This is a genomic window from Candidatus Nitrosopumilus sp. bin_6a (assembly GCF_054095695.1).
Window position 1 is genome coordinate 203,559 of sequence record NZ_JBSWSR010000001.1, and the last position, 14,703, is coordinate 218,261.

The 14,703-nt window shown below is 35.2% G+C and carries 18 protein-coding genes; 3 read left to right on the plus strand and 15 right to left on the minus strand.

The features are described from left to right. On the minus strand, window positions 1–429 hold the full coding sequence (locus ACW9XA_RS01280; protein WP_457762635.1) for a hypothetical protein: 429 nt from the start codon (window positions 427–429) through the stop codon (window positions 1–3). After that, a complete protein-coding gene (locus ACW9XA_RS01285) occupies window positions 422–1,750 on the minus strand; it encodes a cation:proton antiporter domain-containing protein (protein WP_457762636.1) in 1,329 nt (442 codons plus the stop codon). Before ACW9XA_RS01285 ends, ACW9XA_RS01280 begins: the two co-directional genes overlap by 8 nt. A 418-nt stretch (window positions 1,751–2,168) precedes the next feature. On the opposite strand from ACW9XA_RS01285, the gene ACW9XA_RS01290 reads away from it, so the two are divergent. Beyond that, complete coding sequence (locus ACW9XA_RS01290) at window positions 2,169–3,686, plus strand: chemotaxis protein (RefSeq protein ID WP_457762637.1); 1,518 nt, start codon at window positions 2,169–2,171, stop codon at window positions 3,684–3,686. On the opposite strand, the gene ACW9XA_RS01295 is transcribed toward ACW9XA_RS01290, so the two are convergent. From ACW9XA_RS01295 to ACW9XA_RS01315, 5 genes are read right to left on the minus strand one after another with little or no spacing between them, the layout of a single operon-like run. Continuing rightward, window positions 3,683–4,378, minus strand: coding sequence for a PEFG-CTERM sorting domain-containing protein (locus ACW9XA_RS01295; RefSeq protein WP_457762638.1), 696 nt, complete (start codon window positions 4,376–4,378; stop codon window positions 3,683–3,685). The genes ACW9XA_RS01290 and ACW9XA_RS01295 overlap by 4 nt on opposite strands. A gap of 49 nt (window positions 4,379–4,427) precedes the next feature. Further along, the gene (locus ACW9XA_RS01300; protein ID WP_457762639.1) at window positions 4,428–6,512 is read right to left on the minus strand and encodes a cellulose synthase family protein; all 2,085 of its coding nucleotides are present in this window, start codon (window positions 6,510–6,512) and stop codon (window positions 4,428–4,430) included. 54 nt (window positions 6,513–6,566) lie between these two features. Then, a complete protein-coding gene (locus tag ACW9XA_RS01305) occupies window positions 6,567–7,517 on the minus strand; it encodes a 4Fe-4S dicluster domain-containing protein (RefSeq protein WP_457762640.1) in 951 nt (316 codons plus the stop codon). A 36-nt stretch (window positions 7,518–7,553) separates the two neighbouring features. Continuing rightward, on the minus strand, window positions 7,554–7,865 hold the full coding sequence (locus ACW9XA_RS01310) for a hypothetical protein (protein ID WP_457762641.1): 312 nt from the start codon (window positions 7,863–7,865) through the stop codon (window positions 7,554–7,556). 1 nt (window position 7,866) lies between these two features. Further along, a complete protein-coding gene (locus ACW9XA_RS01315; RefSeq protein WP_457762642.1) occupies window positions 7,867–8,712 on the minus strand; it encodes a sulfurtransferase in 846 nt (281 codons plus the stop codon). A gap of 90 nt (window positions 8,713–8,802) precedes the next feature. Between ACW9XA_RS01315 and ACW9XA_RS01320 the strand changes: the two genes are divergently transcribed. Together ACW9XA_RS01320 and ACW9XA_RS01325 are read left to right on the plus strand one after the other, a co-directional pair. Next, window positions 8,803–9,618: an NAD(+)/NADH kinase gene (locus ACW9XA_RS01320; protein WP_457762643.1), complete on the plus strand. Its 816-nt coding sequence runs from the start codon at window positions 8,803–8,805 to the stop codon at window positions 9,616–9,618. Beyond that, complete coding sequence (locus ACW9XA_RS01325; protein ID WP_457762644.1) at window positions 9,608–10,096, plus strand: NOB1 family endonuclease; 489 nt, start codon at window positions 9,608–9,610, stop codon at window positions 10,094–10,096. The genes ACW9XA_RS01320 and ACW9XA_RS01325 overlap by 11 nt, the downstream gene beginning before the upstream one ends. A 49-nt stretch (window positions 10,097–10,145) precedes the next feature. On the opposite strand, the gene ACW9XA_RS01330 is transcribed toward ACW9XA_RS01325, so the two are convergent. From ACW9XA_RS01330 to ACW9XA_RS01365, 8 genes are all read right to left on the minus strand, one after another. Further along, window positions 10,146–10,805, minus strand: coding sequence for an ERCC4 domain-containing protein (locus tag ACW9XA_RS01330; protein WP_457762645.1), 660 nt, complete (start codon window positions 10,803–10,805; stop codon window positions 10,146–10,148). 77 nt (window positions 10,806–10,882) lie between these two features. Beyond that, window positions 10,883–11,284, minus strand: coding sequence for a prefoldin subunit beta (locus ACW9XA_RS01335; RefSeq protein WP_457762646.1), 402 nt, complete (start codon window positions 11,282–11,284; stop codon window positions 10,883–10,885). A gap of 23 nt (window positions 11,285–11,307) precedes the next feature. Next, on the minus strand, window positions 11,308–11,553 hold the full coding sequence (locus ACW9XA_RS01340) for a KEOPS complex subunit Pcc1 (RefSeq protein ID WP_457762647.1): 246 nt from the start codon (window positions 11,551–11,553) through the stop codon (window positions 11,308–11,310). Next, complete coding sequence (locus ACW9XA_RS01345) at window positions 11,537–11,749, minus strand: eL43 family ribosomal protein (RefSeq protein WP_300326892.1); 213 nt, start codon at window positions 11,747–11,749, stop codon at window positions 11,537–11,539. The genes ACW9XA_RS01340 and ACW9XA_RS01345 overlap by 17 nt, the downstream gene beginning before the upstream one ends. Before the next feature lies 1 nt (window position 11,750). Beyond that, complete coding sequence (gene rrp42, locus ACW9XA_RS01350; protein WP_457762648.1) at window positions 11,751–12,569, minus strand: exosome complex protein Rrp42; 819 nt, start codon at window positions 12,567–12,569, stop codon at window positions 11,751–11,753. Window positions 12,570–12,571: 2 nt separating this feature from the next. Then, a complete protein-coding gene (gene rrp41, locus ACW9XA_RS01355) occupies window positions 12,572–13,306 on the minus strand; it encodes an exosome complex exonuclease Rrp41 (RefSeq protein ID WP_300326894.1) in 735 nt (244 codons plus the stop codon). Then, a complete protein-coding gene (gene rrp4, locus ACW9XA_RS01360) occupies window positions 13,306–13,989 on the minus strand; it encodes an exosome complex RNA-binding protein Rrp4 (RefSeq protein WP_457762649.1) in 684 nt (227 codons plus the stop codon). Before rrp4 ends, rrp41 begins: the two co-directional genes overlap by 1 nt. Next, on the minus strand, window positions 13,989–14,675 hold the full coding sequence (locus ACW9XA_RS01365) for a ribosome assembly factor SBDS (RefSeq protein ID WP_457762650.1): 687 nt from the start codon (window positions 14,673–14,675) through the stop codon (window positions 13,989–13,991). Before ACW9XA_RS01365 ends, rrp4 begins: the two co-directional genes overlap by 1 nt. Window positions 14,676–14,703 lie beyond the last annotated feature (28 nt).

Sequence of the window (14,703 nt, forward strand, 5' to 3'; positions counted from 1 at the left end):
TCATAAATTCTTTGGAATCAAAGCGTTATTGATTATATCAAGAGCATCTTGAGCTTTTTCTGGACGAGGTAATTGAATCATAAACACATTATCTTTCCCATAATTTGATTTTGGTGAAGAAAGTGCAAGCATTGATGTTTGTGCAAGGGCTTTAAAGAAATCAATATGTGTTTTAGCATCTATAAGGAATTTTTCTGCAATATTACCCACAGAAAAAGTTAGGATTATCTCAACGAATACATTTCCCAAGCCATCTTGCAGAATATTCAAATCTGTATTGATAGACAGAGGTTGTCCTGCAACTTTGGATAACATCTCATCGTATTTTTTCTCATCTATTTCTATGCATGGAGTTTCTTTTCCATCAAAATCAAAAGTGCTAATTCCCTGATGGGCCTGATCTAGAAATCGTTTTAATTCATCAGACATTTTTTTTCTCTTCAATTTTTGGAATTATTTTATCTGCTGCTTTTACCAAAAATGGAGAAATGAATGCGGTGATAATAGAAATAATACCAATAAGCGGAAACAAGAAAGAACTAACTGCACCAATGTCAACTCCTGCCTTTACAATCACAATAGAAAATTCACCTCTGGGGGCAGCTAGAGTAAATGCAGAACGCAATGACTTTCCACGTTTTTGTCTGAAAAGAATATTCCCAAGCATGTTACCTCCAAATTTCATCCCCGTAGCAACTGCAATCAAAGCAATTGCTATGAAAAGATAATTTTCAAGTTGTGAAATATCCATCAAAGCACCAACAGAAATAAAGAATATTGCTACAAACATGTCTTTTATTGGACTAGATAGTAATTTTGCAACTTCTGCTGACTTTGATTCTGCAACTAAAACCCCAGCCAAAAAGGCTCCAATTGCTACTGATAATCCTACAATATTTGCAAATAGTGCATAACCAAAGCAAACGCCTAGAACGCTAAGCAGTAAAATTTCACGATGTTCTGCGGCTGCAACTCTATCAATCAAAGGAGGGATTACACGAGTTCCAACAGTAAATGTTCCTACAATCAGACCAGTTGCAACCAATACAACCACAACAACGGATTCAATAGAGACAGTGCCAACTAGTGCAATTGACTGTAATGAAGAAATCAGAATGACTGCAATGACGTCCTCTACAATCAAAATACCCAGAACCAAAATAGATGATTCTTTTTTGATTTTTCCCATCTCTTCTAACAGTTTAACAATAATTGCAGTACTGGAGATAGACAGTGCTGCTGAAATAAACAATGCATCCATAAATTCCAAACCAAGGGCACTAGCAGTGTAGAACACAACGCCCAGTGTTAGAAATAGTCCTATGGTTCCAACTCCAATTGCTACACGACCAATGCTTTTGATTTTTGCATAAGGAAATTCTATACCAATTACAAAAAGCAACAAGATCACACCAATTTCTGCAAAGAGATTCAACGCAGAAATATCAGATAATATTCCAACACTCTCAAGACCATCAGTAGAAGGCCCACCCTCAGGCAATATCCAAGACCAAATATGTGAAAATGGTCCAATCAGCATTCCTGCAAAAAGATATCCTATGATCAACGGTTGTTTAATTTTGAAAAAAGCAAGAGTCACTATAGCTCCAATAATCATGATAAAAGCCAAATCAGTAACAAAACTGGTGTGAGGTAACTCAGGAGTAATTTGCTCGATTAGGCTAGATACCGTATTGTTAAGAGAGCTGTGAATTCCACTTGAATCCAATTGAAGCGGAATGTTTTGCATATTATGAATAAACAATTTTGTTTAAAATTGATTGCGGATTTAACATTTAAAAATAATTTAGTAAAAAATCTCAGGCTCGAATATTTTCAAAATCTTTAACCTCTTTATGCCTAGATATTGTAATCGATATGCAGAGTGATGATTAGGTCATCTGAATCAAATGAAGAGATATGACCTGGGGTATCTGACTGCATTATTGGTTACTTTGTAATCACCTTACTATTAATAGTACGGTACCATACCGTACTATATGATTCAATGTGAATACTGTCCACGAGGGTTTATTGAAACAGCAAATGGTTTGGCTGAAAAGACATTTCATGAATTACTTCATGAACCAGAAGTTGTAAACAAGTAACTCTTTACATTTTTTATTTTACACTCAACTTTTTTATCTCTAAATTTTAATTGAATTTACATGGCTACTAAAAGTACAAAGAAGGAAAATACAGTCAAGGCAAAAAAAACAACCAAAAAAGAGCCTAGCCCATCAATATTATTAAAAAAAGTAGCATCAGTTTCAGATTCTAACAAAGCACTACAAAAAGAGATCAAAGTAATGACAAAAATATTTGGAGAAAACCAAAAAGTGTTAGTTTCAATGAAAGGGATGATTGATGCATTAACATCAACTTTAGAACATATTCAAAAACAATCAAAACAAATCAACATTATAGAAGATGACACCCAAAAACTGTACGCAGGGCTGAATCAAGTAAGAACGCAATCAAACCTTGTAAACAAGATCAATGATCAAACATTAAAACTCGAAGAAGAGATTAGTAGAATTTCAGAATTACAAAAAGCGTCAAAATCTCAAGAACTATCCCAACAGGTAGAAGACAGTATGAATTCAATTAAAAACAATTCTCAAATGATTATCAAAATCGCTCAAAGGATTGACGAAGTAAGAGATGACTTGAGAAAGGTTTCCGGAAAGACAGATTCATTTTTAGAAATTGGTTCTGAGATGGATAGTCTAAAAAAGACCATAGAAGAAATATCAGGAAAGACAGCAAAATTAGATACAGGTTCACAAATTATTGAGAGTCTCAAACAAGAGTTAGGAAGAATTTCCGAAGGGATATCATCCAATTCTAATCTCAATGCAGAGCTAGATGCAATCAAAGTAACAATTGATGCAATATCAGCTAAAGCATCAAAAATTGATTCGTTGGGAGGAGTCATCGATGGGCTTAAACAACAGTTTGACACAGTATCAGCTAAAGCAAATTCTGTTGATAATTTGAGCCTAGAATCAATTAGAGGTTTAGGTGGAAAAATAGATAAAATTGAGACTGAAATCAATTCATTAGCACAAAGAGCAGATTCTACAGCATTTGTGGGAGAAGGTCTCAAATCAGTGCAAGAGGAATTTTCCAATTTCAAACAGAATGTCTATGACAAAACAAACAGTATTGAACAAAAAATATCATCAGTTTCAGATACTCTGAAAAGACAAGACGAATCCACAGTAGAGTTTCATAAAAAATCTGAAAAACTCTTCCAAGAGATACAATCAGTCAAAAATGTCACAAGCAAGGCATCCAGTGATTCCTCAAAGGAAATGATGGCATTGCTGAAACTGTCAGAATATCAATCAAACATTAGAATGAATTCAGAATCAAAGTACGGTGTTGCAGAAGATATTGAAAAGATGGCATCACAAACTGCAGACATTGTGAATCTGTTTGATAAAATTTCAATCGAATCAGGGGAAAAGATCCCATTACCACACGAGGTTAGACAATGGGCAGTGAGTAAAATTTTAGACTGTGCAGATAAATGGGAAGTAAGATTCAGTGACGTATATTCAATTTTAACAAACGCCATAGGGAGAGACATGCTAAAAGAATCAATTAGAATTCAACAAATAAGAGACATCTATGGAATCCGAGCAGTAGATGAAATCAGAAGAGACCTAAATATTCCTTAGATTCCTATTTCATCTTCTTTTTGTAACTGTTCTTTCTTTTTCTTCAAGATTGCAATAATTCCAATAATTGCTGCAATCCAAATAGCGCTAAACATCATGTTTGCAGGACTGACATACATGTATGGAGTTGCATCCATGATGTTGATTTTTAGTAGCAATGCCCTGTCGTTGATATCTAACATTCCTGTATGATATGCAGAGTTATCTTTAGAGAGAGAGGATATCTCATCTAATCCTGCAAACATTGTATCTATGTTATTTTGAATTCTAAGGAAGTTGGTGGATTCTGTGCCAAATATCCAAACAGGGTTTTTGGCAACAACTCTACCATTTTCATCAATAGTTTCAGGAATATTCACCATTACCAAATCCAAATCAGATTGGATTGCAACCAAATGATTACGTATTACATCAGGATCTGAAGAAGATACAATTCCGTCAAGATTTCCTCTAATTCTATCCAGGGGGTAAATGTCAGTGTTGTAACCAGAAATTGCCATATAGCCGCCAAAAACAATTATTCCAAGAATTCCAATCATTGCTAGTTTGTAAAGATTATCAGACATTGTTGTTTTACCACCAACATCTAGTGTTGTGTTATTTGAAGTTAATCTTGATTTTGCAGTTACAGCTATGATTCCTACAATTGCAACTGCAAATACTACCATTACAATTGTACCGAACTCAGGCATCAGTAGAATTACTGCTCATGCACATAAAAAGTCAGTGGAATTTCTAGAACTATTTTGTCTCGGAAAGAAGGTCATGTGTCAAATCTACTTTTTTGAGTTGCTCTTTCTTTCGCTTCAATGTAGCAAATATTCCGATAATTGCTGCAATCCAAATAGCGCTAAACATCATGTTTGCAGGACTGACATACATGTATGGAGTTGCATCCATGATGTTGATTTGTATCAAGGATGCTCTATCATGAATATCCATCATTCCTGTATGATATGCAGAGTTATCTTTAGAGAGAGAGGATATCTCATCTAATCCTGCAAACATTGTATCTATGTTATTTTGAATTCTAAGGAAGTTGGTGGATTCTGTGCCAAATATCCAAACAGGGTTTTTGGCAACAACTCTACCATTTTCATCAATAGTTTCAGGGAGATTAATCATAAGTAAATTCAAATCAGATTGGATTGCAACCAAATGATTACGTATTACATCAGGATCTGAAGAAGCCATAACTCCATCTAGATTTCCTCTAACTCTATCCAGGGGGTAAATGTCAGTATTGTAACCAGAAATTGCCATATAGCCGCCAAAAACAATTATTCCAAGAATTCCAATCATTGCTAGTCGATAAACACGGTTTGCTCTTTTTTCCTTATTTGTAAGAGGCTTGTCATTAGCAGATTTGTGTTTTTTAAATCTAGTATGAGACAGGCTCATGTAAGCAATATAGAAAAATCCAAGTGTCTGCAAAAGAATGATTGGAACAAATACAGGATTGTTTGAAAATATCGAAATAAAAATTCCCATTATTCCATAAACGCCAAAAAATATTTCCAAAAGAGTAGTTTGTGTGAAAGGTAAATTGTATGCCTTGTTCCTCCAATCATCATCTTTAGTTACAATACCATATTTTGGAGTTCTAAGAAACTCATTTTTCTTGCCAAGTACTGCATCAAAAACTGCAACGGTATTGTTGACAGACATTCCTGCATTGTAGACAAGTAATGCAGGAAGTAATTTTGCTTTTGATTTCCAAGATTTGTCATACATGCCTTGGATAATCACAATGTATGCACCAGGACCCATTGCAAGATATGTTGCAATAGTTAACGCAGGAAGAAAACTTACCACATAAAGATTGATTTGCCCAGCTAACAAAATAGGCAATGCCAAAAATTGTATCAGCATTAGAGGATAAACAATATGTCGTGTTAGTTGTATGAATGCTTGAATTTTTGCTTCAATTGCAACTTTACGTTTTAGAGCAACGTCAGTAAGTAATTTTACAGCACATTGGATAGATCCTTTTGCCCAGCGAAACTGTTGTCTTTTTGCAGCATTCATTTGAGCAGGAAGTTCTGCATCAACTACAATATCAGGCAAAAATACACATTTCCATCCTTTCATTTGTGCCCTATAACTCAAGTCAAGATCTTCTACAAGAGTAGCAGTGTGCCACCCTCCGGCATTTTCAATGCATCTGCGTCTCCAGATTCCAGCAGTCCCATTGAAATTCATAAAAAGATGAGAGTTGCTTTTTGCTTTTTGTTCAACAAGAAAATGAAAGTCAAGACTCAATGCTTGTACTTGTGTAATGGTAGAATAATTTTCATTTACATGTCCCCATCTGCACTGAACAAGTCCTATGTTGGATTTAGAAAAGTGTGGAATTGCTTTTTTAAGAAACCAAGTAGGAGGGATAAAGTCAGCGTCAAATATTGCAACAAGTTCAGTATCGGTTGTTTTCATTGCATGTTTTAATGCGCCTGCTTTGTACCCCTTTCTTGTTCCACGTCTTACATGTTCAATTTGAAACCCTTGTTTTTTGTAATCATCAACCACGTCTCGAAGTAATTCAACAGTATCATCATCAGAGTCATCACAGACCATAATTCTCATTTTATCTTTAGGATAATCCAAATTACAAACAGAATCCACTAGTCTCTTTGCAACATACTTTTCATTGTATATGGGCAATTGAATTGTCACTGAAGGAGTTCCCCAATCAATAGTTGTTGGAACTTCTTTTCGTTTTCTTGAAAGAAATGCAAGATAGTAGAAATTAACAGTATATGCAGTGATAATAATAGCTGAAAAAATAAACAGATCAAATACAAATGTGGTAAAAGGGTTTAATGCCATGTCCCTAGTTTCAGGGAATCATTAATCGCTATTTATACTTGTAAAGAATTCAGACTATTTTTGCTCAAAGATCTTAATTGCTTGTGGAGGACAAACACCTTCACATGCAAGACAGAAAATACAATCAGGTTCTTTTGACATTAATGGTTTCTGTTCAGATGCAGGATTTCCAGGAGTATCAAACCATTCATAAACACCTACAGGGCATGCTTCTATACATCCACCATCTGCAATACAAATATCATAATCTACTGAAACAAATTCTCCCCAAACTCCCATGATACCATTATTTGTACCACGTCTACCCCAAGTTTTGATTGTGTGTTCTGGAGCATCATATGCTGCTGAAGGCTTCATTTTTGATTTATAATCAACATCAATTGGTCCAGGCTTTGCACCATCTGGAATTTCAATTGAACTGTCATCTTCTTCAGCATCATCGTCTTCTTTTGCCTCAACAGGTTTTGGTTTTGCACCAAGGACAATTTTTGCAAGAGGTGTAAGTTCTTCTAATTTTTGAATAGCAGCAATTTCAGATATTTTTTCAGTTTTAGCAAAATAAGAAATCATCTTATCAGCCAAAATAGTATTTCGTAAAATAGTATCAATAACCATTTTTGCAAAATGATCTGCTTTCTTTCTATAGTCTTTAACCCAGTTTGGATCACCGAACTTTTCAATTGGGAAAATTTGATAAATTATATCTACAACTTCTCCAGTGACAATTTCAACTGTAACTGACAAGTCAACTTCCTCATATCCTTTTGCATCAGGATCATCCATGTTTTGTTCTTTCCAACGATATGTTGCAAAAATTCTATCAGCATACATGTCCATTTCAAATGCTTTTTTGAGACCATCATGAACTGATTTTATCTCAGCGACTTCTTCGAGTTTAATTGGTAATCTATATAGTCCAAGTTTGAATCCATGTAATGGGTATACACCACGTTTTGCAGTAGGGGCTTCCATTGACCATACTCGATCTTTTAGAAGTAGGGACATCTGTCTCTTGTGAAGTGATTTTATTTAAAAAGGTTATCAGTCGTCATCGTCAGGACATGTGAGTTCTCGCAGTTCGGTGTACTTTTTATCCATAGCTTCTGCATGTACCACTACTTGGGAGAGATCATAAGATGTCTTTGGAAAATACCATCTTATTGGCACCCAATGTCCAATTCCATCCATATCGTGGATCATGCCTTTGTCAGATTTTACATTGATTTTTTCATCAATAGATGTTTCTTTAATTTCAAGACCTCGTTTTGTTTTGTCTTCCATGATAATATCAGACTCTCCGTCTTTGATAAAATAAAAAGTGCCTTTCTTTAGAACAGGAAGGTCTAGAAGCAATTTATTTTTCCACAGGATTTCCTATCATGTTTCCCCATTCAGTCCAAGAACCATCATAGTTTCTGACCTTTGGATAGCCAAGGAGATATTTCAGTACAAACCAACTGTGTGAAGAACGCTCTCCAATTCTACAGTAACAAATTACATCTTTGTCAGGAGTGACACCTTTTGGTTCATAATTTTGTCTCAATTCATCAACTGCTTTGAATGTACCATCAGCATCATTTACTGCCGTAGCCCATGGAATATTGTTTGCATGAGGAATATGTCCACCTCTTTGTGCATGCTCCATTGGATATTCTGGAGGAGCAGTGATTTGACCTGTGAATTCTGCAGGAGATCTTACATCCACCATAACAGTATCTTCTTTTCCTAATGCACGACTAACATCAAATAGATATGCACGTAATCCTTCATCAGGAGGTTGTGCAACATATTTTGTTGCAGGTATTTGAGGTTCATCAGTAGTGTAATCTTTATTTTCTAATTCCCATTTTTTTCTTCCACCATTCATAATTTTCAAATTTTCATGTCCATAGATTTTGAAAACCCAGAAAACAAATGCTGCAAACCAATTGTTAAAGTCACCATAAAGAATTACTTCAGTATCTGCAGTAATTCCATTTTTTGACATTAATGCTTCAAATTCTTTTTTACTAATGATGTCACGTCTAACAGGATCATTTATGTCACGTTTCCACCAAATTAGTGTTGCACCTTTAATGTGGCCTTTTTGATAACCGTTTACTGGATCATAATCAACTTCAACTAATTTTCTATTTTCATTAGGAGGATTCTGTGATACCCATTCTGTATCAACTAAAACTTCAGGATGGGCGTAACTCATAATGGATAGAAATCCACATTCATACTTATTTGTTTTTCCAAGAAATGCAAAAAATATCATTTTTAAGTAAATAGAATTCAGAAGAACTGGTTGAAACTACAAAAAGTGGCCATAGTAAGCAAGGTAGGATCCAAGGATTCAGAGAAAGCCGCCAAAGATGTCGCAAAAAAGTTTTTAGCAAAAAAATCCAAAGTGTTTACAATTTCTCCAATTGAGGTTGAAGGTGCAACACAGTTTGAAACTTTAGAAGAATTAAAAAACGAAACACTAGATTTGGTGATTACACTCGGAGGAGACGGAACCACACTTCGAGTTTTTAGGAATTTAGAAAATGAAACACCGATTTTAACAATTAATGTGGGTGGAAACAGAGGAATTTTGGCAGAAATCACCATTGAAGAGATTGATGATGCAATTGAACAGATTTTAAAAGACAATTTCTTCCTAGATAAAAGAACAAGAGTTGTTGCATCTTGTGGAGGAAAGGAGTTCCCACCAGCACTAAATGAAATCTACATTTCAAGAACAAATTTGACTAAAACTGCAAGTATAGAAATTAAATTTCAAGATGACACAGTAACGCAAAAAATGGACGGAGTTATTATTGCAACACCTAGTGGTTCAACGGGACATTCATTTTCATTAGGAGGTCCAATTTTACATGAAAGTTTAGATGTTTTAATTATCACACCAGTTGCACCGGTGTATAGATTAGCATCATTAGTTGTCCCTGATGAAAAAATTGAAATTACCTGTTCGCATGATTGCAATATTGCAATGGATGCACAAGTTGTAAAAACAGCAGGATATGAGGAACCAATCATCATAAAAAAATACAAAAAACCAGCAGTCTTTCTAAGATTAAAGAAAAGAGGGCTGAGACAGATGAGCAAGCTTGGATTTTAGAATTTTAGACGCTAGTGCATTTTATGCAGGAGTACCTTTTAGATCATCAGAGGATTGTTTTACAACATCACTAGTTTATGATGAGATTAAACACATAAAGAAAAATCACGATGCGTTAGGAACTTTACTTGAGACAAACAGATTAAAGATTAGAGAGCCGGATTCAGAGTCAACTAAAAAAGCAATTCAAGCATCCAAAGAAACAGGAGATTTTCCACAATTGTCAAAGCAGGACATTTCAATAATTGCATTATGTATTGAAACAGAGGGTCAAATAATCAGCGATGATTTTGCAATTTCAAATGTTGCCAAGAATTTAGGTTTAAAAATTCTTCCAATCATGACAAATGGAATTGAAGATGTGGGGAAATGGGTTCATTACTGTCCAGGATGTAAAACCAATCACTCAAAAGGAACAGAGTGTCCTGCATGCGGAACTCCATTAAAAAGAAAATTGCTCAAACAATTAGTTGAATAAAATTTTCCAGCATTAGAACATTAGGATCAAGTCACTTTTTTGAGAGATTTTATGAATCATGCAATGTTTTTTGATTTGAATTTTTTAGATGTTTACTTTTAGTGTCTAAAACTTTTTTTATCTTCTTGGCTCTTGCATCTCCTAAACCTTCAACTTTTGCAAGTTCGGCAGTTGTTGCAGTAAAAACTTTGAGAGGAGTTCCAAACTTTTCAAGCATCCTAACTGCAAATTTTTCCCCAATCCCTGGAAGACTGCAAAGAGATGAAAGTTGTTGTCGTTCCAAGTCAGAAGATTTTTTGATTTTTTTCAAGTAAGGTCCTTTTGGATTATCTTTTCTTGAACACATTGATACCAATAATTTTGCAGTATGAGCTGCACTAGGTGTTGGAATTACAGGAATTTTAAAATCCAAAACTACCGTAGAGATTGCACCGTAAAATATCAAAGGGTTTTCTGTGATTTCTTCAATCTCATCAACATTTCCCTCCATCAAGACAATGGGATGTTCAAAGTGTTCCTTTAGTCGTTCACATTGATCAAAGAGTCGCCCATCAAAAACAGATGCCATCAAGTCACGGATGCTTTTTCTCTCCACAATAGTTTCAGGAGCAACAATGTAATCTCCAATAGGAAGTGTTTTCATCTCCAAGTTCAATCCAATTGATTTTAAAAGATCAGGAATTCCACTTTTTCGCTCTCTTTCATCCACGATTATTCTTAGATCTCCTAATTTCACAAAAAGTATCTGTATAGATTGTTAATATCTTATATGAAATGACTGAAAAATTATTTTCGCGGATTATCTTCAACAGAAGGAGATTTTGGAGGAGCATTTGAAGATCCACCCTTCATCATTTCGGTAATTTTTGTTTCTTGTTCTTTTAGAGTTTCTTTTAGACGAGTTTCTTGTTTTTCAAGAACAGTAGAACGTGTTTTTGCCATCTCGATTCGTTCTTCCAATTCATCGATTAATTCTTGTTTTTTTGATTTAATCAAAACAGTACCAGCTTGTTTAAAGACTGCATCTCCATCTGCGACTTTTCTTAATTCTTCAAGAGCTTTTTCAGTTTCTGCTTTTTCAATTTCTAGATGTTGTTTTTGAGTCATTACTGATTGCAAGCTTTGTTGAGAATGTTGTAATTTCATTAGCTGTTCTTGAAGCCATGGAGGCATTTGTCCTGCTGACATGTTTGATCAAAAAGTTTGTTTCATTATATCTTTACCGATTCGATTGAATCATAGCTGGCCTGAATTAATCGGAGTGTAGAATTCAAGTTTGCTCTAAGATGTGTAATTTGATCAGTTTCTACGGAAATGACAATTTTTTTGTCAAATGTTATCTGGGTTTTTACAGGATTTTCAGGATAAAACTCATTGTCAGCATTTACAGAATCAAAAATTGCTTTTGACTTGTCTTTTGCATCAACGGTAATTTTTGCACTAAAGTTGGACGTCATATGCGGTTCCAGCTACTTTATAGCTGCACTTTTTGCAAGACCAAATTCCTACGGCATCTCTGCCAAATGTTTGTGAGCCACATTCAGGACAAGTTCTTTTTTCTTTTAGTTGAAGGTGGATTTTCGTATATTGTTTTCTAAGTTTAATTCCATAACGAGCCCCTAGTCCTTTAAGAGATTTTTTTGCTTTTGCCATTTTATTGACTGTCCTTTTGAGCTTCTTTTAATTTTTCTCTTATTTTTGCGCCTACCTTGACAGAGATTTCACCACATTGATTAATTTCATCCTGTGTAAAGCCATCGCTGCCTCCTTTTTGTAGAGCACAAATATTTCCATCAGAATCAGTTGTAATTGTAACACGGGCATCCATGCTTTCCCATTCATCACCATTTGGATCAACTATGATATAGTTTCCAATTTTGCCCATAGTGACAGATACAGGGATTGTTGTAATTGGTAAAGGAGTTTCTTCACCCTCAGCTAGAACAGGAGAATCATCAGTCCAATTCCATTTAGGGGTTTTAGATGTAAGCAGTGCAGCCGTAGCAGCATATGAGCATGCATCAAATAGATTTCCATCATAATCAACTACAACATTATCTGCAAAGACTCCAATTACGGATTTGTCTTTTTCAATTACTAATTGAGAGACGTCCACCATATGACTTTCTCTAATTCCTCTATCTACAACTCTTGCCAATTCAATTACAGGAGGTTGCGGAGGTCCAGTTTCAACAGTAGAATGGGATAATGGTAAAAGCTCAGCTGTACAAATGAAAAGTCCTTTGTCACCAGTATCTGGGAAAGGTCTATCAGGTTGAATTTTAACTCCACATATTACTTCAGTATCACCAAGGAAAACTCTTGCAGAACCGTTTGCTTTAGGAATTGCATTAGTTTCAATTTTAATTTCACGTGCTTCATCAAATGCACGTCCATCAATTCTTTTTCCTTGTTCTAATAGTTCAAGAATTTGTGTTTTCTTTAGTTGATCAATAACAGAAGTAGAAGTCAATCTTAATCATCTCCCTTTCCAAAGTATTTGTCATGTAGGGCTTTCTTTTGTAATTCATAAACAAGTTCACAGCCTTTAACTCCAACATCAACACATTTCTTGTATTCTTCAGGAGTTAGAACACCATCTAATTGCAATAATGTAATTTTCTTGAGACTTGGCATGTAACCAATTGGCATATCTGCTTGTCCTGCTTGATCTTCTTCATTATTAACATCAAGAATTACAGTATCTGCGACTTTACCTGCTGCAATTGCTGCAACCATATCTCTCATTGGAATTCCTGCATCAGCTAATGCAACAGATGCTGCTGTAAGGGCAGCACATCTAGTTCCACCATCAGCTTGTAATACTTCAATAAACACATCAACTGCAGTTCTTGGGAATTTATCTAACATTACTGCAGGTTCTAGTGCTTCTTTGATTACTTTGGATATTTCAATTTCTCTTCTTGATGGAGCAGGATTCTTTCTTTCACCAACAGAGAATGGTTCCATATGATATCTAACTCGCAAAATTCCTGTATCAGTATCTGACATGTGTTTTGGATGTACGTCTCTCGGACCAAATACACCAACTAAGATTTTGTTATCACCAAATTCAATGTAAGCAGAACCGTCAGCATTTTTTAGTCCACCGGCTCTAATCATGATTCGTCGTGGTTCGTCTACTTTACGACCATCACAACGAATACCATTTTCGTCCAATAGGACCATTGTTGCGTCTCTTCCGCCCATTATGATTCATCTTCCTTTATTTCTAACATTTCTTTCACTTGATCAGTTAAATTAGCAACATGTGCTTTTTCATTAATCATTTCGATTGCCTTTTTAGCCTTTAATAATCCCTCGTGCGTCTCACATGAAACTACAACCCAGCCATTCTGACCTATAGTCACAGCAGCATTAGTTGCCATCTCAATCATCTGAATCATGCTGCCTCTCTTTCCAATGAGTCTTGGAACTTTACTGGGTGAGATTTTCACTAAGTCACCAGAATCAATTTTTCCTAAATCCCTATCAGAAATGGTTACCAATGGATCTCGGGTTCTGTCAAAATTGGCGATTCTGGCAGCTACCAAGTCACCAGACTTTAGTTTGGAGGTCAGTTCATCTGCATGAGCAGAAAAATCCCTTCCAAATACATCCTGAGCAGGTAAAAATCCAACATAGCATGAATTGATATCCAATTCCCAAGACAATGAAGAATGAGAAATCACTTTTCCAATTACTAAATCATTAATTTTAGGAATGTATTTTCCAGTTAAAGGGATCACTCTAACAGAGTCATCATAAATTTCAGAAATTCCAATAGTTGTAGAAATGATCTTATTTCCATCTAAAATGACATTTTGTTCAGGTCTAAAGGGTCCAGTAGTTACTACATCGCCAGGAATTACGTATTTTCTCTTGTTATCCATTATGAAACTACCTCAACTGTAGCAGAACCCTTTGTTATAGAACCTAATCTATCTATCACATTTGGCCTTGCTGCAGCGGGTATTTCAAGTATTGCTTTTAGTGAACCATTATTTTGCCATTCTTCTTTGTTTAGAGTTCCAACTGATTTTAGAACAGCATATGATTGAGATGCAAACTGCGCAGGGACAACAATTTCAAGTTTTAGACTTTCAGATTTTAGAGCAATGATAGAACGTAAATTTTCAACAATATCTTTTACCTGTTCATCTACTGTTTTATGAGGATCAATTGAAACTCTGCCATCTTTCATAGCCTGCTCAATTCTAAGTGGAGGATGTGGAAGATGAGTCCTAGGATCCACATATGTTCTAGCAATAAATGTCACAATCTGTTTTTTCTTCTCTTCAATCATTTTTCGTCTTTGATCAGTTGTGAGATTTAGATCACCTTTTTTGAGAATGATCTCTGCAATTTCAGTAGGATCTTCAGTTTTGAAAGCATGTAGTAATTTTTCAGCAGCAGGCCTTGTTCCTTTACTTGCATCAGTGTAAATTTCATCAGATACCAAGATTGCTGAAATGTCCTTTTTCTTACCCAAACGATAATCAAGTGCAGGGTCAGGTTTTACCATTATCTCAAATTTTTCCCCTTCAAAGGAATATCTGACTAGTGTATAATCTGCCATTTCTAAAATAGTTATGAGTATTTGCTAT

Coding starts and splice junctions, on each gene's coding strand:
- ACW9XA_RS01280 (WP_457762635.1), bottom strand. CDS start 429: ATGTCTGATGAATTAAAACGATTTCTAGATCAGGCCCATCAGGGAATT.
- ACW9XA_RS01285 (WP_457762636.1), bottom strand. CDS start 1,750: ATGCAAAACATTCCGCTTCAATTGGATTCAAGTGGAATTCACAGCTCT.
- ACW9XA_RS01290 (WP_457762637.1), top strand. CDS start 2,169: ATGGCTACTAAAAGTACAAAGAAGGAAAATACAGTCAAGGCAAAAAAA.
- ACW9XA_RS01295 (WP_457762638.1), bottom strand. CDS start 4,378: ATGCCTGAGTTCGGTACAATTGTAATGGTAGTATTTGCAGTTGCAATT.
- ACW9XA_RS01300 (WP_457762639.1), bottom strand. CDS start 6,512: ATGGCATTAAACCCTTTTACCACATTTGTATTTGATCTGTTTATTTTT.
- ACW9XA_RS01305 (WP_457762640.1), bottom strand. CDS start 7,517: ATGTCCCTACTTCTAAAAGATCGAGTATGGTCAATGGAAGCCCCTACT.
- ACW9XA_RS01315 (WP_457762642.1), bottom strand. CDS start 8,712: ATGAGTTACGCCCATCCTGAAGTTTTAGTTGATACAGAATGGGTATCA.
- ACW9XA_RS01335 (WP_457762646.1), bottom strand. CDS start 11,284: ATGTCAGCAGGACAAATGCCTCCATGGCTTCAAGAACAGCTAATGAAA.
- ACW9XA_RS01340 (WP_457762647.1), bottom strand. CDS start 11,553: ATGACGTCCAACTTTAGTGCAAAAATTACCGTTGATGCAAAAGACAAG.
- ACW9XA_RS01345 (WP_300326892.1), bottom strand. CDS start 11,749: ATGGCAAAAGCAAAAAAATCTCTTAAAGGACTAGGGGCTCGTTATGGA.
- rrp41 (WP_300326894.1), bottom strand. CDS start 13,306: ATGGGCGGAAGAGACGCAACAATGGTCCTATTGGACGAAAATGGTATT.
- rrp4 (WP_457762649.1), bottom strand. CDS start 13,989: ATGGATAACAAGAGAAAATACGTAATTCCTGGCGATGTAGTAACTACT.
- ACW9XA_RS01365 (WP_457762650.1), bottom strand. CDS start 14,675: ATGGCAGATTATACACTAGTCAGATATTCCTTTGAAGGGGAAAAATTT.